Here is a 19456-nt window from a genome sequence, read left to right as displayed (position 1 = left end):
TTACTTTCTGAGAAAAATTGAGAGGAGGTATCACCATGCATTTATTGCCTCGGGAAATTGATAAATTGATGATCGTAGTAGCTGCAGACCTTGCAAAAAGGCGCAGAGAAAGAGGGTTGAAGCTTAACCATCCGGAAGCGATGGCTCTCATCACTTATGAAGTAGTAGAAGGAGCGAGAGATGGAAAGACGGTTGCGGAATTGATGGAATACGGAGCCACCATCTTATCGCGGGATGACGTTATGGAAGGCATCCCTGAAATGATCAAAGACATTCAAGTAGAGGCCACATTCCCTGATGGAACAAAACTGGTGACTGTCCACAGCCCCATTCGTTAACTTGATCATAGGAGGAATCGACATATGGAACCAGGACAATACGTATTAAGAGATGAAGATATCATTTGCAATGAAGGAAGAGAAGTTTCTACCATTTTCGTTGTTAATACAGGAGACCGGCCCGTACAGGTAGGTTCGCATTTTCATTTTTATGAAGTGAATCCAGCTCTTCAGTTCAACCGGGAAGAAGCTTACGGAAAGCGCTTGGATATTCCTGCAGGCGCGGCGGTGCGGTTTGAGCCGGGAGACGAAAAAGAAATACAGCTGATTCAGTTTGTTGGAGAACGCCGGGTATATGGTTTCAATAACAAAGTGGACGGACCACTGGAAAGCAGGGATGAATCATGAGCTTCAAAATGTCCAGAAAGCAATATGCCGAAATGTTCGGCCCTACTACTGGCGATGCGGTACGTCTTGCTGATACCAATCTATTTATACAAATCGAAAAGGATTTTACGACATATGGTGAAGAAATGGTATTCGGCGGCGGGAAAGTCATCCGTGATGGAATGGGGCAGCATCCTCTTGCGGCACGTGAAGACGGAGTGGCCGATGTCGTCATCACGAACGTTATTATCTTTGACTACACCGGAATTGTGAAAGCCGATCTTGCTATCCGTGACGGCAAAATATTCGGCATCGGCAAAAGCGGAAATCCGCTAATCATGGACAATGTCGATATCATCGTCGGAGCAGCAACAGAAGTGATTGCAGGTGAAGGGCTGATTGTCACCGCAGGCGCCGTCGATACACACGTGCATTTCGTGAATCCTGAACAGGTCCAAGTGGCACTTTCAGCCGGAACGACTACATTGATCGGCGGCGGCATGGGTCCGGGAGCCGGATCGAAAGCCACAACCGTTACCCCGGGTGAATGGAATATCCACCGGATGCTTGAAGCGGCAGAAGGATTGCCTATCAATATCGGATTCACAGGAAAAGGACATGCCGCAACTGCCGCACCTTTAGTAGAACAAGTAAAAGCCGGAGTCATTGGCTTAAAAGTGCATGAAGACTGGGGCGCAACCGGCTCTTCTCTTGACCACGCGCTAAGTGTTGCCGAGGAATACGACATCCAAGTGGCTCTCCATGCCGACACCTTAAACGAGAGCGGATTCATGGAACAGACAATGGCGGCAGTGAAAGATCGCGTCCTCCATATGTACCATACAGAAGGAGCAGGCGGCGGACATGCGCCAGACTTGATCAAATCAGCAGGCTATCACAATATATTACCGTCTTCAACCAACCCCACCCTCCCCTACACCGTCAATACAATTGATGAACATTTAGATATGGTGATGGTTTGCCATCACTTGAATCCTTCAGTGCCAGAAGATATAGCTTTTGCCGATTCCAGAATACGCCGTGAAACAATTGCGGCAGAAGACATCCTGCAAGACATGGGTGTATTCAGCATGGTCAGCTCCGACTCCCAAGCTATGGGACGAGTAGGGGAAGTAGTCATACGAACATGGCAAGTAGCAGACAAAATGAAGATGCAGCGTGGTGTCATGCATGGAGACAGTGAATATGCGGACAACAACCGGGCAAAACGTTATATTGCGAAATATACGATCAATCCGGCGATTACCCATGGCATTTCAGCTCATGTCGGCTCGATTGAAGTAGGGAAAATGGCGGATCTGGTTTTATGGAACCCAGCGTTCTTTGGGGTGAAACCTGAAATGGTGCTGAAAAACGGGATGGCTGTAGTCGGCTTGATGGGAGATGCCAATGCATCGATTCCAACGCCGCAGCCGTATATTTCACGTCCGATGTATGCCCAGCACGGCAAGGCGTTATCAAAAAACTCTGCTACGTTCATTTCTCAAGCGGCTTTTGACGGCGGCGTCCATGACATGCTCGGGCTGCAAAAAATCATTTTGCCTGTTGGAGGCATCCGCACGCTATCGAAAAAAGACATGAAACTAAATTCGGAAACGCCTGATATCACAGTGGATCCGCAAACATATGAAGTGAAAATAAACGGAGAACTGCTGACTTGTGCGCCGGTAGACAAGGTGCCGATGGGGCAGCGATATTTCTTATTCTGAGGTGAAGGGCATTGATTATAGAAAAAGTAATTACGAATATAGAAGATATGGACGAACAGGAGATCAACAAACGCCATATCGAAAAAGTGTATTTGGAGAGCGCTTATTTGCTTAAACGGATTCAGCGCGTCAAAACGGATCACGGGAACGAACTCGGAATCCGCTTAAAAGAAGTGCGCGAGCTTGTGGCAGGCGATGTCCTGTTCATGGACGACAAAAACATGATTGTAGTAGACGTGCTATCCGATGATTTGATCGTCATCAGCCCCAACACGATAGGGGAAATGGGCAACATCGCCCATCAGCTTGGAAACCGTCACCTGCCCGCCCAGTTTGAAGGCAACGATATGCTTGTCCAATACGATTACCTGGTGGTGGAGCTCCTGCAGGAATTGGGGATTCCTTTTAGACGGGAAGACCGCAAAGTGAAAAAAGCCTTTCGCCACATCGGCCACAGCCATGAATAAAAACCTGCTTTCACTGTTTCAACTATGTGATTCCGGCTTACCGACTGGAGCGTTCAGCCATTCGTTTGGTTTGGAAAGCTATATACAAGCGGATGTGATAAAAGATCAAAAAACCTTCTTTGATTGGCTCAAAGTTTATGTTCATGATCAATTGATCTACACGGACGGGCTGGTGTGCCGAATGGTATACGATGCGCTTGAGAAGCAGGATTTGCAGGAAATATGGAAATGGGACCGTATGCTGATGGTACAGAATTTACCGAGGGAAACACGGGAAGGCACTCAAATGATTGGTGACCGCTTGTTGAAAATTGCCCAATCGCTATATGATTTCCCGGTGCTCGCACAATACAGGGAACGCATTAGAAATAAGCAGGCGTTTGCCCACCCTTCGATTGTTTTTACGATGATTGCCCACGGGCTGAATGTCTCGAAGGAAGATGCCGTTTTGTACTATCTGTATTCTGCTTCTTCAAGCCTTATACAAAATGCTGTCCGCGCAATTCCTTTAGGACAGACGGCTGGAATCATGATCACCCATGAATTCCATCCCGAACTGCAATTGGCTGCACAGAAGATTATGCAGTTGACAGAAGATGATTTCGGAATTGCTTCACCTGGGATTGAACTTTCCCAAATGCAGCATGAACGCGTGAATATCCGGATTTTTATGTCATAACGATGAAATTTTTATAAAGAAAAGGAAGTGTTTGAATGGGACCGATTAAAATTGGTGTCGGCGGGCCAGTAGGAGCAGGAAAAACCATGCTCGTTGAAAAAATTACCCGCACTTTAGAACATGAAATTGATATGGCTGTCGTTACAAACGACATATACACGAAAGAAGATGCAAAGTTTCTGATGGAAAATGGTGTACTGCCGGAAGACCGCATCATTGGAGTTGAAACGGGGGGATGTCCGCATACGGCAATCCGCGAAGACGCTTCGATGAACTTTGCGGCAATCGACGAATTGGTGAAGCGCCATCCAGAAGTCGAGCTTATTTTCGTTGAAAGCGGCGGCGACAACCTGGCCGCAACGTTCAGCCCTGAACTCGTCGATTTTTCAATTTACATCATTGATGTGGCACAAGGCGAAAAGATTCCGAGAAAAGGCGGCCAGGGAATGATCAAATCTGATTTATTCGTCATCAACAAAACCGACCTGGCTCCTTATGTGGGCGCCCGCTTGGATGTTATGGCTTCAGATACTAAAGTATTCCGCGGTGACAAACCGTTTGTGTTTACAAACCTGAAAACCGAGGAAGGGCTTGATGAAGTCATCGAATGGCTGAAAACCCATGTGCTGTTAAAAGGGCTGGAATAAGATGACCCTATGGACAGGCGAGCTATCGCTGGATTTAGAAGAAAGAAAAGGAAAGACGGTAGCGAAGAACGTATTTTTCCAAGGTGCCTTCAAAGTGATGCGGCCGATTTACCATGACAATACAGGCAAGGTCTGCTATTACTTATTGAATCCGGGCGGCGGCTATTTAGACGGAGACCGCTACCGGATGAAAATAACAGCCACTGAAGGCGCTAAAGTTACTTTAACGACGCAATCAGCAACGAAAGTGTATAAGACGCCGAAAGGCCATGCTTATCAAGAAACGGACATCCTATTAGAAAAAGGCAGTTATCTGGAATTTCTTCCCGATCCATTGATTGCTTATGAGAATGCACGTTACCGGCAAAAAAATACTGTCCGCATGGAGACCGGTGCGGTATTTCTTTATACCGATATCCTCACTCCCGGCTGGTCGCCGAATGGCGGGAAATTCACCTATCACACTGTCCAATTGATCAATGAAATCTATGTCGATGGCGAACTTGCTGTATTTGACCATATTAAACTGTCGCCGGAAAAGCAGAGCATCACGGGTTTAGGATTCATGGAAGGATACAGCCATATCGGTTCGATGATTGTCGTCGGCGAACAAACGGATAGTGAACTGCTCAATGATCTGTATGAAGCGATCCTTGCCCAAGGAGCCGATGTGAAATTCGGTTTATCGCAATTGGTCGTTTCAGGTTTCAGCATTCGTATATTGGCGAACTCAACGCAAGTAATCGAAAGAATAATTGCCGAATGCCATCGATTGATCCATGAACGGTGGTTCGGCATAACGCCCAATTCATTAAGAAAGTATTAACCATTAAAAATCTATCGGTTCGGAAAGCTGATAGATTTTTTAATAAAAAGCGCGTGAAAGTGATAGCATTCTTTCGTAAAAGCAGGACACTTACTTTATAATGAGGGGGAATTATTAAAGTAGAAAATGTTTTAAGGAGGACATGAACATGTTTGAAGAAAAGAGGGATGAACCAGTACTGAAAGATTTTGAAGTGAAGTCGGTGTTTGAAGACCGGATACATGAAAGATACGCGTTTACATTCAAGATAGAGGATCAGGAATTCAAAGGCCATTTTCATGAAGACCAAATTCACTGGCTGCACCCGCATCCAAAGCAGATAATTGGCGAAGAAAAAATAGACGCGATTGAATCCATAATCCATAAGCTGATGGTGCAATACGGGATTTCGACTGATACAAAGGAATTGGAAGTAAAGCCGGTGTTCGAAGACAAATCCTACAAACGCCACCAATTCACATTGAAAGTACAAGGCGAGCAATACAAAGGGTTCGTCCATGAAGATGAAATTCAATGGTTCCATCCGCAGCCAAAGCAAAAGCTGGAAGACGAACAAGTGCAGGCAATCGAAGCGGAAATCCATGAGAAATATGCAGATTTTAAGAAAGAAGAAGATAAATAAAAGAAAGCTGAAAATCGGTTTTATAACTCACTAAACCGATATTCCGCCAATGGCCTTGCGACGAAGCAGTGAAGCGATGCAGGAGCACACGGTCTTCGCCAGTGAGCGAGGAGACTTAAGCCACACCCCGCGGAAAGCGTCCGCCTGAAGCGAAATGAATAAAAACAACCAAAAATTTCTCAACAGCAAAAAAGAAAGTCCTGCTTAATTGCAGGACTTTCTTTTTTTTAATCTCACCCTTACTCTATCTTCTTATCCCATTCCTCGATATTCCACAACACGCCGAAGCCGTGGTGGCCGAGCGTACGTGTGCTGATTCCTGTCACGTTTTCGTTGACGCCGTATAAAGCTTGAAGGTAAACAAGGAAATTATACGGCGGGTCATTCGTCAGTTCTTCTTGGAATTGATGGTAATAAGCTTTTCTTTCATCGACATCTGCCGTTGTTCTTGCTTTCATCAGCAATTCGTCGACTTTGTCATTCTGGTAGGAACCGAAATTGTATTGGCCGTCGCCAATTTCACTGCTGTGGAATAAGCGGTACGTATGGTCATCCGGATCGAATTCACTGCCCCAGCCAATGATTAGCGCGTCTTCACCGTCGTAGTCGATGGCATTCTGGTCGACCGGTTTCGGCTTGGCCACGATGCCAAACGGTTTAAGCTGTTCCGACACAACATTGGCAAGAGCTACACGCACAGTGTCCTGAATTGGAGAGACGAGCTCAAATTCAAAACGCTGGCCGTCTTTTACAAGCACGCCGTCAGAACCTTTAACCCATCCGGCTTCTGCCAAAAGCTGCTCCGCTTTTTCAGGGTTATAAGTATAACCTTCTTCATCAGCGGTTCCGGCCCAGGATTTTTGCAAAGGCCCATATGCCGGTTCGCCTTTGCCGGCCAAAATCCCTTTCACCAATTCATCCCGGTTGATTGCATGATTCATCGCTTGGCGGACCCGTTTGTCCTGGAACAAAGGCAAGTCGAAATTATACAGGACTGCCCGGTAGTCGGCTGTCGGTATTTCATGCACCGAATAGGGGTCGCTTTCTTTAGTGCTGGCCAATTGGTTGGGCTCGATAAGAGCCAGATCGATTTCACCGGTTTTCAATTGGAGGATTCGCGTGTTCGCATCCGGCACTGCTTTAAAAACAACTTCGTCGAGTTTAGGGGCAGGGCCGTAATAGTTATCATTTCGTTCTAATGTAATGGTATGGTCGCTGTCCCATTTCTTCAACTTGAAAGGGCCATTGCCGACAGGATTCTGATTGAACGCTGTCGTATGGAGGTCTTCGCCGCGCAGCAGGTGTTCAGGAACAATGCCGATTTTCAGCTTATCCAGAAGAGGCGGAAAGGGCCGGTGCAAAGTCATGGTTATTTCATAGTCACCTGTCACTTCCACTGACGCAATTTCATTGAATTCACCGGCAATGGGAGTATTCGTTTCCGGATTCTGGATCTGATCGAACGTGAATTTCACGTCTTTTGCGGTTACCGTTTCCCCGTCTTGCCATGTCGCGTCTTGCCGAAGGGTAAAGACATAAGTCAATTGGTCATCTGAAATTTCCCAGCTCTCTGCCAAGTCGGGTGTTACCTGGTTTTCTGCATCAGGTTTTGTTAATCCCCTAAAAAGAAGGGCATCGATTTCTTGGCTCTTGTCCAGGACCGGATTGACTTTCTCGATTTCTGAAGCCATTCCGTAAACGAGCTGTTTCATTCCTGATGAATCTGCCGATGTGTCGCTTTCCTGGCTGCATCCTGCCAGCCCAATCAAAGCGGCAGCCAGCAAGAATTTCCATGTTTTTTTATTCATAAACTTCCACCTTTATTTTATCGTTTAGTAACTTTCTGCGAGCATCGTATCCTGGCATGCAGGATAAAAGCTGCTTTGTATAGGGATTAGTCGTCAAAAGTAGTTCATTGGCGTCGGCTGCTTCTGCAATAGCCCCTTTTTCCATTACGTAAATCCGCTGGCAGATTGCCAAGGCAACTTGGATGTCATGCGTAATGAATAAAACGGCCAAATTTTCTTCCTCGTTAATAGACTGAATCAGCGAAATCAGTTTTGCTTGCGAACTCATATCCAAACTGGCAAACGGTTCATCCAAAATGATCAGTTCAGGCTCCATCAGTAAGGCGCGGGCCATTGCAGCGCGCTGTCTCATGCCTCCTGACAATTGATGAGGATATAATCGGCCATCAGAGGCAGACAAGCCGACTTGCTGGAGTGCCGTCTGAACCCGTTCTTTTTTAGCCTCTTTTTCTTCTTTTCTGTAATCCAGTCCTTCTCCGACAATCTTTTCGATGGTCCAGCGCTGATCGAATGAAGCAAGAGGGTCTTGATGCACCCATTGAATGCCTTGGCGGAAAGGCTGGTTTCCAAACCACCGGACCTGTCCGTTCGTACATGTCTCCAGCTGGAGCATCAACCGCGATAAGGTGCTTTTGCCGCCGCCGCTTTCGCCGATCAACCCGACGATTTCTCCTTGCGCTATATGTAGGGATACATCTGTCACTGCAGGGATTACTTCTTGCTGAAACCAATTCTTCTTTAAATACTGTTTCGTCACATGCTCAACTTTCATGATGAGTTTACTGCTGGAACGGTTTATCGTCCGGCGAGAACTGGAAAGCAGCAAATAATCTGCCAGCAATTGCTTGGCTTGAGGGGAACGGGGAGCGGTTAATAACTTATCGGCCGGGGACCATTCTGCTATTTTTCCCTTGCTCATGACAATCACTTCATCAGCGATTTGGGATACTACTCCAAGGTCGTGCGAGATGAATAAAACCGAGCTCCCCGATTGCTGCCGCCAGTCTTTGATCAATTGGATCATCTCGGCTTGGATCTGTAGATCGAGCGCGGTCGTCGGTTCGTCAGCAATCAGTAACGAAGGATTCATCGCAATGGCAAGAGCTAATTGGACCCTTTGCCGCATACCTCCTGAAATCTCATGGGGATAAGAGCGGAAAACCGTTTCGGCATCAGTCATTTTCATTTGGCGAAGCAAGTGCAATGCCTGGTCTTTGGCAGCTTTTTTCGATAACGAAGAATGGGCGGCAAATAACTCTAAGAAATGGCGGCCAATTGTTTGGATCGGGTCAAAAGTCTGCCAGGTATCTTGAAAAACAATGCCGATTTCTTTCCCGAGATAATGCCTTCTCCTTTTCTTATCCATTGAAAATACGGATTCTCCGGAAAACCGGACAGAGCCGGATCCGATAGAGAGGCCATCCGGCAGCAGATCAATGAGAGCCCGCGCAGTCAAACTTTTTCCGGAGCCGCTCTCCCCGATGATGGCGGTTATGGCACCTTTTCGAACGGAGAAAGAGAGATCTGAAACGATTGCTTGTTGCTGTTGGACAATCGTCAGCCGGTCGACTTCAAGAAGAAATCCACTCATCTTTATTCCCCTTTCTGAACTGCGGTGCCGCTAGGCGGTCCTGCAGCTTGTCTCCTAAGATATTGATAACCAAAATGGTGTACATGATACATCCGGCAGGAAACACTGCCAGCCACCAGGCCCCTGAAAGCAAATGGCTTTGGGCGCCCATCAGCATATTGCCCCATGAAGGTTCTTGCGGTGGGATGCCGATGCCCAGAAAGCTGAGTGTAGCTTCTGCAAGAATGGCATGGCTGATTCCGCTGACGGCAAGCACAATAATGGTCGGAATGCACTGCGGCAGCATATGCCGGCGCAGCAATTGAAACGAAGAAGCTCCTACCACTGTGGAAGCCTGTATAAAAACATCTTTTTTCATAGCGATAAGTTCTGTGCGGATCAAGCGAGCAATAGGCATCCAACTCGTCAGGCTGATCACTAAAATCACCGCCAGCAAGCTTGATGGAAACACAAGCTGCAGCCCGATCATCAATAAGAGAGAGGGGATGCTTAAAAGTGCGTCGATCAGGCGCATCATCAGCCGGTCAATTCCGCCTCCGGCCAATCCACTGATGGCGCCATAAATGACTCCCGCTGCAACGGACACGAGCATGGCCGCTGCCCCGACAGCCATGGAAATTCGGCCGCCATATAAGAGCCGGGAAAACACATCTCTGCCCAGTTCATCGGTTCCAAGCAAATGAGCGAAACTTGGAGGCTGGAGGATGCTGTTCATTTGAACTGCAAGTGGATCATGGACTGTCAGCAAAGGAGCAAACAGAATGGCAGTGAGAAGCGCAGTAAATGAGGAAACGGTAAAAATTATAAACCAATGGCGTCTTATGCCCATCATTTCCCCTCCCCGAGCACTTGATGGCGAAGCCGTGGGTCAATCCAGGCGCAAAGAAGATCCACAAATAAGTTAACCAGGATGACGAATACCATGCTCAACATGAGAATGGCCAATAACACCGGATAATCATGGGCAAGTGCTGATTTCAAGGCCAGGCGGCCAAGGCCTGGCCAAGAAAAAATGGTTTCCACTACAACCGAGCTGGCCAAAGAAACCGCGAGCGACATGCCGGCGTAGGACAATAAGGGAATGGAGACATTAGGCAGCAGATGGTTTTTTAAGATGCTCCATTGTGAAAAACCGCGTGCTTTTAAAGCAAAGATAAATCCAGTGTCTTTCGTAATAATGATGTGATTGCGCAAAAGCCGGATATAATAACCGGCATGTGATAAAGCGAGGACGAGCGATGGCAGCAGGATATAGCGAAGTTGTCCGTCTCCCATTCCGGATGTAGGTAAAATGCCCAGGTAAACGGAGAAGAAAATCATGAGCATCAAAGCGAACCAGAAAGGAGGAATGGACAGAAAGATGAAACTGACAGCAGTGACTGCATGATCATACAGCGAACGGTGTTTTAAGCCGGTGGAGACACCGAACAATACAGCCACCAAAAGCAGCAGAAACTGGGAAGACAGCAATAATAGGAAGGTCGGCTGCAAAGATCCGGCGACTACTGCAGCGGCATCCATTCCGGAAATGGTGGAGTGTCCCCAATTACCTTGAAAAACCTGGCCAAGCCATTTGGCATACTGGATAGGCAATGCTTCATTCAGCCCCAAATTTTCTATAATGCGGAGCCGGTCCGCTTCACTCAGTTTCTGCAGCTGATCTCCATACATAGCTGCAGCCGGATCACCAGGAAGAGCACGGATAAAGGCAAAGCAAAGCATGCTGCCAATAACTAACACAAAAAGCGATTCAACGATGCGCTTTACAATAAAACGTCCCATTTTCTTCCTGCTTTCTATAAAAAATAGTGGATTTTTGATGGAAAAGCATCAAACACCACGTTCCATTTTAGCATACGGCCAATTCTTTTTAAATCTTAACGCATGCCGTCTCAAGTATTGATTTAATAGGCTTTACCGGCGTTTTTTATGAGGGGACACGGAGAATCGATCAATGGCAGAATAAGAAACTACATTTTCAGAATCAATGGAAAAAATAGTTAAATAGTCTTATCCTGGTGAAAAGCTGAAAAAGCTTCTTTAACCTTTTCATACACAAACAGATAAAAGGCCGTTTCACCTGAATCTTCTCAGGGAAAACGGCCTTTATTTTGAGGGGAAATGGGTTATACCTGAATGTCTTTTCGTTTGCCGGCCGGCGGGATGTTCAAATCTTCCCGGTATTTGCTGACCGTGCGCCGGGAAATGGCGATGCCTTTTTCGGTGTTGAAATACTCGGCGATTTTCTGGTCCGAATACGGCTTATATTTGTTTTCCTGTGTGATGAATTCCTGCAATAAGTTCTTCACCTGTGTCTGGGAAACACTGCTGCCATCTGCGGTTTCGAGCTTGGTTGTGAAAAGCAGCCGGAGCTCGAAAGAACCGAATGCCGTCTGGACCACTTTGTTGGCCGTAGCGCGGCTCACAGTAGATTCATGCATGCCGATTTCTTCAGCGACATCCTTTAGAATCAAGGGATTCAAATGACGAAATCCATATTTAAAGAAGTTTTCCTGTTTAATCAGCAGGACATCAATAATTTTAATGATGGTATTCCGGCGCTGCTCAATGCTGCTGAGAAGCCATTGGTACTTTTCGTAATGTCCATTGATGTACTTGGACAGTTCGTCTTTTGCACGCGGCCGGATTTCATAGTCGCTCGACATGCGGATCCCCGGCAGATACCCGTCATTCAGGCTGAACGAAAGCTTCCCATCCTGGTGTTCAACAATGATGTCCGGGGTTACGTATTCCGTTTCACTCATGCCTGTTAAAGAGCAAGGCCGGGGCTGCAGCATTTTGATGAAATCGACCAACTCTTTCACTTCCTGCATAGAAATCCCCATGCAGGATGCAAGCTCTTTCCATTTATGGTCAGCTACGAGTTGCAGGTGGTTCTTAACCAATTTTTCCGCCAAGCGGTTTTCCGGGTAGAGGTGCTGAATCTGTAAAAGCAAGCATTCTTTCAGGTTTTTCGCGCCTATCCCGATTGGTCCGATTTGCTGCAGCAGGAGCACTCCTTTTTCGATTTCCTCTTCGCTGTATGGAAGCGGAGGTTCATCCTGAACAGCCAGATAGCCATTGTCGTCCAAATTGTAAATGAGGAACTTTAATAGTTGTTGGGTCTCGGCATCCGGAAAAGCCAGTTTGGCCAGTTCAGCTAATTCATCTTTTTTGTTTTTATGGTCCACAGGCTCCAAACCAGCTGCAGATTCGGGTTCTTTAAAACTTCGGCTCTTCCGGTGCAGGCGTTCCTGGTAAACGGAAGAAGTCTCTTTTTCGTCTAATTCGATCAAAGGATTCTCGAGCTGCTGTGCCCGTATGTACTGATCCAGTTCATACGTCGAGTATTGCAGCAATTCAATTGCCTGGCGCAGCTCGACAGTCATGGAAAGCTTAATTTCCTGCCGCTGCTGAAGTGAATAGTTCATGATAAACCTCCTTCTATCCAATAAAATGAAAACGCTTGCAATTTTCTGTTTTATTATAGCATGGAGCGATTCGCATTTGGCCCAATAAAAAATAATGAAATGCAATAGATATAAAAGATTTAAAAACTTTTCTGAAAAAAGTAATCTAAAACATTCCTTGTTCCGTTTAGTAGTCAGAACTAAATTAAAACAGGAAAAAGGAGATGTTTTTGATGAAAATCAACAAATTATTGGTAGCTCTTCCATTAACGCTTTCTCTACTCGTACCGACTGCTGCACTAGCGGATAGCCACGGAGCACATTCTTCAAACGAAGCTTCGATGGAAAGCAGCACTACGACACCGGCAGCTGAACTCCGGATTGCATTGGATACGGTTTTAACCGAACATGCCTTTTTAGCAGTTGAAGCGATGAGAAAAGGTGTGGACGGAGCAGAAGATTTTGACCAGGCATCCGGAGCGTTATTGGCAAACGCGGATGATTTGAAAGCGGCAGTTGCTTCCGTTTACGGCGAAGAAGGAGCGGCACAGTTTGATGAAATCTGGAAATCGCATATCGGTTATTTCGTTAATTATGTAACCGCGACTGCTAAAGAGGATCAGGCAAAAAAAGACAAGGCACTGGCGGATCTGGAAGAATACAAGAAAACACAATCCGAGTTCTTCGATGCTGCAACTGAAGGCGGCTTGCCAGCAGCAGCTGTCCAGGAAGGTCTGGACATGCACGTCGACCAGCTGGTCGAAGCATTTGACGCTTACGTTGCGGGAGACTTTGAAACGGCATACGGATTGGAACGGGAATCTATTCATCATATGAGCATGTTCGCTGAAAGCTTGTCGATTGCCATCACCAACCAATTCCCGGAGAAATTCGACAACACGAATCCGGATACACCGGCTGTCGACCTTCGCGCTCAATTGAATATGACGTTCACCGAACATGCTGGGCTCGCGGCAATGGCGATGCAGGACGGCGCTGATGGAGCAGAGAGTTTTGAACAGGCATCAGCCGCTTTAATTGCCAATGCAGATGATTTATCTGCAGCGGTTGCTTCAGTATACGGTGAAGAAGCTGGAGCGCAGTTTGCTGAAGTCTGGAAATCGCATATCGGCTACTTCGTAGATTATGTGGTGGCAACGGGAGAAGGCAATGCTGAAGGACAGGAACAGGCAAAAGCGGATTTGGATGCCTATATCGTTGAACAAGCGGCACTTCTTGACGCTGCAACTGAAGGGCGTGTACCGGCCGCTGCTCTGGAAGAAGGGTTAACTGCCCACGTTGATCAATTGCTTGTCGCTTTTGATTCATACGCAGCCGGCGATTACGACACAACTTACAACTCAATCCGCGAGGCTTATGCGCATATGACTATGCCTGCAGCCGGTTTATCCGCTGCCATTGTTGACCAATTCCCGGACCAGTTTGGTGCTGCAGAAATGCCTTCCGAAATGCCGAAAACCGGAATGGGTGGAACAGCAGACCAGTCTTCAATGCCGTTCATGTGGATTCTGGGCGGATTGATGCTGGCTGGATTGACGACAACGATTGCTCTGCGCACACGCAAGCAAAGCTGATCTGAAAGGCGAAAAGCCTGGATATAAACCGTTCGTGAAAATATGTGAAAAAAAGAACGTTCGTAAAATGTTTTAGGACATTTACGAACGTTTTTATGTATTTCCAGCGAGAGGTTCGGTGAAATGATCTCTGTCCTCTAAACAACGTGTGGCACGGGACTGGCCGATTTATAAAATTGATTCAAATAATTCAAAGATTATTTTTATTTTGTTTCAATGTGTAATAAAAAACGGAATATTCTGATAAAATGATAGAAATCAGTTCACAAAAGGCGTATAATAAATGCGAATTTAAAAGGTATAAGGAGATGTGGAAAATGGCTGGCGCTGATTTTTTATTTCAGACATCGGCAACTAATGTCGGCGGGCCGGAGGGAAGTAGTTTTTTAGCAGATGGTTCATTTTCAACTAAAGTATCCCACCCACCAGAATTAGGAGGAACCGGGGAAGGATTTACTCCAGGCCACTTTTTGGCGCTTGGATACAGTACCAGTTTCAACTTCGTATTGGCCAGAATAATGAAAACGAAAGGAGTCGCTGGGGAACCAATGACCACTACGACCGTTGAGCTTCATCCGGATCCATCAGACAATAGCTTTAAATTGGCATTGCAATTGGAAGTGGCGATTAAAGGAATGGAGAAGGAGGAGGTGCAAGCACTGGCAGACAAAACACATGCAGTATGCCCTTTTTCAAAAGCGATGAAAAACAATGTTGACATAACCGTAACCGCAGCTGTTTACGAGTCCCTTGCCGAAAGTTAAAAGTTTTGGTGATGCAATTTGTGAAAAGAGTAGATGACGCCTCATGAAAAATGGCTCTGGAAAATTCCGGGGCTTTCAGGAAAGTCTCTTCTGCATCTGCCAAAACATGAATTGCAATGGCCAATTATTTGGTTTAACGAATTGGGAGGTAAGGAAGATGGAACAGCAACTGAACAATGCTTTTGCATTTGCTCAGGGCGAAGGCAAAGCATACTGGTTTATAGGCACGTTACTGGAAATGAAGGCAACAGCTGAGGATACAAAAGGCGTATTTAGTTTAGTTGAATCTCTGCATCCCCCTGGCTATGCGACGCCAATGCACGTCCACCAAAATGAAGATGAAATCTTTTACGTTTTGGAAGGGGAAGTAGCATTCACGGTCGGCGAAAAAACCATCATGGCCAAACCGGGTACTTTTCTTTATGCACCACGGGGCATTGCCCATATGTACAAGAGTGAAGGAACGGTTCCTTCGAGAATCTTGATTATGCTGACACCTGCTGGAATGGAACAATTTTTTGTCGAAGCAAGTGTGCCTGCAGAAGAGTTTAAGCTGCCGCCGGATACTGTCGTTCCTGATATGGACAAATTGATGGCAGCTGCCCAAAAACACGGTATTGAAATACTGAGCTAGTTGAAGATGTTGAATAAAGCTTTTCACCATAACTGCTCGGGGTAAGGAAGATGGAACAGCAACTGAACAATGCTTTTGCATTTGCTCAGGGCGATGGAAAAACGTATTGGTTTCTCGGCAGCTTGTTGGAAATGAAGGCAACGTCTGAAGATACAGGTAGTGCATTCGGCATGGTTGAATTAACGCATCCTCCGGATAAAGATAAAATTATGGAGGCTGCTCAGAAATATAATTTTGAAGAACTGCTGGAATAATTGAAGACGCTCAACAAACCCCTTCACTTTATAAGTGAAGGGGTTAGGTGTTTCAATCAGCAGAGTTTCTTTTGAAATTTCTTACAGGACTCCTGAAACAAAAATGAATTAGTTTACACATGATGAATTTTCAGAAGCGTTTTCTCTAAATAAAATACGCATGAAAAAGGAAGACTGCCAGCTAAATTTTCAGCTGGCAGTCTTCTTTTTTATATTAATCATTCTTATTAACGATTAAAAAGTAGTTGAAGAAGAAAGTAAGTTGTAAATGCCTAGTGCTGCTTGCTTCTCTAATGGATTCATCCATGAAATGCGATGATTTCAGTCTGCAGGTAAGTCAATTCGATTATCTGAGAATGTCAAATGAATCTAATGGGTTACTGAATTAAGAATTATACGTCTCCCTATTAAGATTCACAATATCTTTATGTGATAATTCAGCTGAAAACTTTTCCATTACCTTGTCCCGCAGGAAGGGGGCTTTCTCTTTATCTGCTTTTTTCAAAGCTTCCGCCAGCTCTTCTTTCGTCAGTTCGGTACAGTAGGCAGGAGTTCCCGGCTGCAGCTTCCAGGAATCACTTAACAAGCCACTATCCACTGCATCGAAACCTGCCTCATTAACGAGAGCCATGATTCGTTGTTTTTGGGAGGGGTCATCGCCTGCAACCGCCATGGCAATACGCCCGCTCGCACCTTCGGGGGTTCCTTTATGTTCTAAGGTATACGCCAGTTGATTGCTGAAGGCTTTGATGACCGGTTTGCCTAACTGCTGTGACACCCAGACACTTTCCACCATGCCGTTCTCAATTTCTTCAATCTTGTTATCTCTGAAAGGGTAGTAGTTGGACGTGTCTGCAATAATTACTTCCTCGCCAACTTGATCTGTAAGGTGGCGGATGCCCGGAATTGCATGAAGAGGCAGTGACAGCAAAAGAACATCAATTTCTTTGGTAACATCTTCTGCACTCACTGGTGTTCCCGCGATATCCTTTCCTTCTAAACGTCCAATGTCCCGTGCATCTGCAATTTTGACATCATGGCCAACTTCAACCAATTTTCTTGAAATGCTCGCTCCTATTGGTCCCGCACCTATAATTCCAATTCTCATATTCTTCCTCCTAATTTTAAGCTGGTTTGATGATGATTTAGCAACTGCTATGGAATGTTTGAATGCCTTAACGAAAAATTGCCTGCATGAGAGTAAATCGTGCAGACAATTTCAATAGCATATATTCAATTAAAACAAGAGTTAACACCCAAAATCAATTTTAAGGATTTCAGATGATTTGCGTTAAACCACCATCAGCAATAAATTCAGCTGCAGTTGAAAAGCTGGACTCATCAGAAGCTAAATAAAGCACTAAATTCGTAATTTCTTCCGGTTCAGCCAATCGTTTAAGAGGCACATCTTCTATCATGGCTTTAATCAGTTCTCGATTGCTGTCTTGGTCAGTCATTGGTGTCCGAATGTTGCCTGGGTGCACGGAGTTCACACGAATATTATCTGGAGCAAACTCAGCAGCAGCAGCTTTTGTTAATCCTCTAACCGCAAATTTCGCAGCTACGTAAGGACTGTGAGAAGCCCCGCCAGCGATTCCCGATGCTGAAGAAATATTGACGATTGAACCGCTTTTTGTTTTTTTCATCGAAGGGTAAACATATTTCATGCCCAAAAATATACTGTCTTGGTTAATGGCAATCGTTTTTTTATATTCTTCATACGTAGTATCTTCAATGGAATTGATGGAAATATACCCGGCATTATTGACTAAGACATCAATAGGGCCGAATGTATTTTCAGTTTGCTCCACAAGACTTTTCCAACTCAATTCATCTGTAACGTCCAATTCGATAAAAACAGCATGATCTCCTAACTTTTCAGCCAGGTCAGCTCCGTTGCTTATTCCCAGATCGGCAATAACAACTTTGGCGCCTTCTTCTACAAAGCGTTTAGCATGAGTGGTCCCCATACCTCCTGCGCCACCTGTAATAACAGCCACTTTACCATTCAGTCTTGCCATTTTCATTCCTCCTAATACAGACATCTTCGTGTCTGCTTTAGATATTGTAATATCCGGTTTATTTATTGATCGTCGCTCTTGCTCCGTCGATTACATAGTCGCCGCCGCTGATGTAACTCGCTTTATCAGACGCCAGGAATACGACCAGTTCGGAAACTTCTTTTGGATCTGCGAACCGTTTCATCGGAAGCAGAGTGTTCGATACTTCATCAATTTGCTCTTTCGTTAACGTAGCTTCCGCCATCGGTGTGAGAATTGCTCCTGGCAGAATCGCATTGACGCGGATGTTTTTATCCGCAAATTCATATGCCGCCTGTTTTGTCAGGCCTCTGACGGCAAATTTTGAAGCTGTATAAGCCGGATTCACGGTGATGTCGTGTCGCAACCCAGCAAGAGAAGAAATGTTGATAATTGAACCGTTATTTTTCTCAACCATTGTCGGCAGGACTGCCCGCATGCCATAAAACGTACCGTTTTGGTTAATATCGATTATTTTTTTGTACAAGCCTTCTTCGATATCCAACAGTCCTGTGATCGCACCGGCAAGACCTGCATTATTCACCAGAATATCGATGGTGCCAAACCTGTCTTTCGTTGTCTGAACAATGTTAGCCCAACTTTTTGGGTCTGTTACGTCCAGCTTCACAAAAATCGCCTTGTCTTCCCCGATGTCTTTTGCAAGTTTCTCGCCATTTTCGGCATCCAGATCTCCGATGACAACTTTGGCGCCTTCGTCAGCAAGCTTTCTTGTGTGGAATTCGCCCATTCCTTTTGCGCCGCCCGTAATAATCGCTACTTTACCTTCTAATAGTTTCATCTCATCTCATCCTTTGTTAGTTAATTAAGTGGAAATCAAGTAAATTCATCCTTTTAGGGTTGAGGGTCAATCAATAACTAATTATCTTGTTGAGGTAGCTCCGCCGTCGATTACAAATTCACTGCCGGTAGCAAACTTGGATTCATCGGATGCCAAAAACAACACCATGTAGGCAAGATCTTTCGGATCGCCCAAATGCGGCGGAAGCGGGAAATTGGTTTCGATTGTTTCTCTCAATTCGGGATACTCATTTAACGATTTTTCTACCATTGGGGTGTTAATGACACCAGGATGGACAGAGTTCACCCGAATATTATCAGGAGCCAGTACTTTTGCCGCGTGTTTGGTCATCGACCGAACAGCCCCTTTTGAAGCACTGTAGGCGACATCATAACCATCAGGAGCACCTCCGACAATGCCGCCGATGGATGACATGTTAATGATGGATCCCTTGCCGTTTTCCTGCATTGGAGGAATAACCGTTTGCATCCCCAGAAATACGCTGGTTGCGTTTATTGCCAGCACTTTGTTCCATTCTTCTAATGTTGCTTCCTTCACACTTTTTCCTATTTGAATCGCTGCATTATTGACTAACACATCGATCTTTCCGTATTTTTTAACCGTCTCATCAATCGCGCTTTTCCATTCATCAGGAGAAGTCACGTCGAGTTTCAAAGCCAGTGCATCTCCGCCCGAAGCGTTAATTTCATTTACACCTTTTTGTAGAAGTTCGAATTGGACATCCACCGCAACCACTTTTGCTCCTTCTTCGGCAAACGTCTGTGCCATCGTCAGCCCCATGCCGCCTGCAGCGCCTGTAATGATCGCTACTTTCCCGTCTAATCTTGCCATGTTTATAACCTCCTATGTTAAATTGCTGAAACCGGTTCGATTTCCGCTCAGTAGTTGTTTACGCTTTCAGTTTA

21 protein-coding genes are annotated in these 19456 nt (G+C 45.6%); 12 read left to right on the top strand and 9 right to left on the bottom strand.

All coding sequences use genetic code 11. From position 1 onward, the window contains the following. Window positions 1-35 precede the first annotated feature (35 nt). The 8 genes from ACSFXN_RS04155 to ACSFXN_RS04120 all read left to right on the top strand — a co-directional run bounded on the left by ACSFXN_RS04155 (window position 36) and on the right by ACSFXN_RS04120 (window position 5636). Entirely contained in the window at window positions 36-338 is a 303-nt protein-coding gene (locus ACSFXN_RS04155) for an urease subunit gamma (protein ID WP_437148922.1), read from the top strand. A 24-nt stretch (window positions 339-362) separates the two neighbouring features. Continuing rightward, entirely contained in the window at window positions 363-686 is a 324-nt protein-coding gene (locus ACSFXN_RS04150; RefSeq protein ID WP_437148921.1) for an urease subunit beta, read from the top strand. Next, window positions 683-2395, top strand: a complete 1713-nt coding sequence (gene ureC / locus ACSFXN_RS04145; protein ID WP_437148920.1) for an urease subunit alpha — start codon at window positions 683-685, stop codon at window positions 2393-2395. The genes ACSFXN_RS04150 and ureC overlap by 4 nt, the downstream gene beginning before the upstream one ends. A gap of 11 nt (window positions 2396-2406) precedes the next feature. After that, window positions 2407-2862, top strand: a complete 456-nt coding sequence (ureE, locus tag ACSFXN_RS04140) for an urease accessory protein UreE (protein ID WP_437148919.1) — start codon at window positions 2407-2409, stop codon at window positions 2860-2862. Further along, window positions 2855-3541 (top strand): urease accessory protein UreF, encoded by a 687-nt coding sequence (locus ACSFXN_RS04135; protein ID WP_437148918.1) that lies wholly within the window; start codon window positions 2855-2857, stop codon window positions 3539-3541. Before ureE ends, ACSFXN_RS04135 begins: the two co-directional genes overlap by 8 nt. A 35-nt stretch (window positions 3542-3576) precedes the next feature. Further along, window positions 3577-4188: an urease accessory protein UreG gene (ureG, locus tag ACSFXN_RS04130; protein WP_437148917.1), complete on the top strand. Its 612-nt coding sequence runs from the start codon at window positions 3577-3579 to the stop codon at window positions 4186-4188. Window position 4189: 1 nt separating this feature from the next. Then, window positions 4190-5014 carry an urease accessory protein UreD gene (locus ACSFXN_RS04125; RefSeq protein ID WP_437148916.1) on the top strand — a complete coding sequence of 275 codons (825 nt, stop codon included), beginning with the start codon at window positions 4190-4192 and terminating at the stop codon, window positions 5012-5014. A gap of 148 nt (window positions 5015-5162) precedes the next feature. After that, the gene (locus ACSFXN_RS04120) at window positions 5163-5636 is read left to right on the top strand and encodes a hypothetical protein (RefSeq protein ID WP_437148915.1); all 474 of its coding nucleotides are present in this window, start codon (window positions 5163-5165) and stop codon (window positions 5634-5636) included. Window positions 5637-5875: 239 nt separating this feature from the next. Here ACSFXN_RS04120 and ACSFXN_RS04115 read toward each other — a convergent pair whose 3' ends face one another. From ACSFXN_RS04115 to rpoN, 5 genes are all read right to left on the bottom strand, one after another. After that, window positions 5876-7444, bottom strand: a complete 1569-nt coding sequence (locus tag ACSFXN_RS04115) for an ABC transporter substrate-binding protein (protein ID WP_437148914.1) — start codon at window positions 7442-7444, stop codon at window positions 5876-5878. Further along, complete coding sequence (locus tag ACSFXN_RS04110) at window positions 7437-9035, bottom strand: ATP-binding cassette domain-containing protein (protein WP_437148913.1); 1599 nt, start codon at window positions 9033-9035, stop codon at window positions 7437-7439. The genes ACSFXN_RS04115 and ACSFXN_RS04110 overlap by 8 nt, the downstream gene beginning before the upstream one ends. Beyond that, window positions 9016-9864, bottom strand: coding sequence for an ABC transporter permease (locus tag ACSFXN_RS04105; protein WP_437148912.1), 849 nt, complete (start codon window positions 9862-9864; stop codon window positions 9016-9018). The genes ACSFXN_RS04110 and ACSFXN_RS04105 overlap by 20 nt, the downstream gene beginning before the upstream one ends. Beyond that, complete coding sequence (locus ACSFXN_RS04100; protein WP_437148911.1) at window positions 9864-10817, bottom strand: ABC transporter permease; 954 nt, start codon at window positions 10815-10817, stop codon at window positions 9864-9866. Before ACSFXN_RS04100 ends, ACSFXN_RS04105 begins: the two co-directional genes overlap by 1 nt. Window positions 10818-11161: 344 nt before the next feature. Then, window positions 11162-12466: an RNA polymerase factor sigma-54 gene (gene rpoN / locus ACSFXN_RS04095; RefSeq protein ID WP_437148910.1), complete on the bottom strand. Its 1305-nt coding sequence runs from the start codon at window positions 12464-12466 to the stop codon at window positions 11162-11164. A gap of 212 nt (window positions 12467-12678) precedes the next feature. Between rpoN and ACSFXN_RS04090 the strand changes: the two genes are divergently transcribed. The 4 genes from ACSFXN_RS04090 to ACSFXN_RS04075 all read left to right on the top strand — a co-directional run bounded on the left by ACSFXN_RS04090 (window position 12679) and on the right by ACSFXN_RS04075 (window position 15692). Further along, complete coding sequence (locus ACSFXN_RS04090; protein ID WP_437148909.1) at window positions 12679-14040, top strand: copper amine oxidase; 1362 nt, start codon at window positions 12679-12681, stop codon at window positions 14038-14040. 317 nt (window positions 14041-14357) lie between these two features. Beyond that, window positions 14358-14804, top strand: a complete 447-nt coding sequence (locus ACSFXN_RS04085) for an Ohr family peroxiredoxin (RefSeq protein ID WP_437148908.1) — start codon at window positions 14358-14360, stop codon at window positions 14802-14804. Between the two features lie 157 nt (window positions 14805-14961). Further along, window positions 14962-15438: a quercetin 2,3-dioxygenase gene (locus ACSFXN_RS04080; RefSeq protein ID WP_437148907.1), complete on the top strand. Its 477-nt coding sequence runs from the start codon at window positions 14962-14964 to the stop codon at window positions 15436-15438. Window positions 15439-15488: 50 nt separating this feature from the next. Continuing rightward, window positions 15489-15692, top strand: a complete 204-nt coding sequence (locus ACSFXN_RS04075; protein WP_437148906.1) for a hypothetical protein — start codon at window positions 15489-15491, stop codon at window positions 15690-15692. Between the two features lie 385 nt (window positions 15693-16077). On the opposite strand, the gene ACSFXN_RS04070 is transcribed toward ACSFXN_RS04075, so the two are convergent. The 4 genes from ACSFXN_RS04070 to ACSFXN_RS04055 form a co-directional block, all read right to left on the bottom strand. Continuing rightward, a complete protein-coding gene (locus tag ACSFXN_RS04070; protein ID WP_437149158.1) occupies window positions 16078-16851 on the bottom strand; it encodes an NADPH-dependent F420 reductase in 774 nt (257 codons plus the stop codon). A gap of 118 nt (window positions 16852-16969) precedes the next feature. After that, on the bottom strand, window positions 16970-17713 hold the full coding sequence (locus ACSFXN_RS04065; RefSeq protein ID WP_437148905.1) for a glucose 1-dehydrogenase: 744 nt from the start codon (window positions 17711-17713) through the stop codon (window positions 16970-16972). A gap of 58 nt (window positions 17714-17771) precedes the next feature. After that, window positions 17772-18530 carry an SDR family NAD(P)-dependent oxidoreductase gene (locus tag ACSFXN_RS04060; RefSeq protein WP_437148904.1) on the bottom strand — a complete coding sequence of 253 codons (759 nt, stop codon included), beginning with the start codon at window positions 18528-18530 and terminating at the stop codon, window positions 17772-17774. A gap of 81 nt (window positions 18531-18611) precedes the next feature. Next, window positions 18612-19382, bottom strand: a complete 771-nt coding sequence (locus tag ACSFXN_RS04055; RefSeq protein WP_437148903.1) for an SDR family NAD(P)-dependent oxidoreductase — start codon at window positions 19380-19382, stop codon at window positions 18612-18614. Window positions 19383-19456 lie beyond the last annotated feature (74 nt).

This window comes from Planococcus sp. 1R117A (assembly GCF_051417975.1).
In the GTDB taxonomy this organism is placed as follows: Bacteria; Bacillota; Bacilli; order Bacillales_A; family Planococcaceae; genus Planococcus; species Planococcus shenhongbingii.
This window is presented reverse-complemented; position numbering and strand designations above follow the sequence as displayed.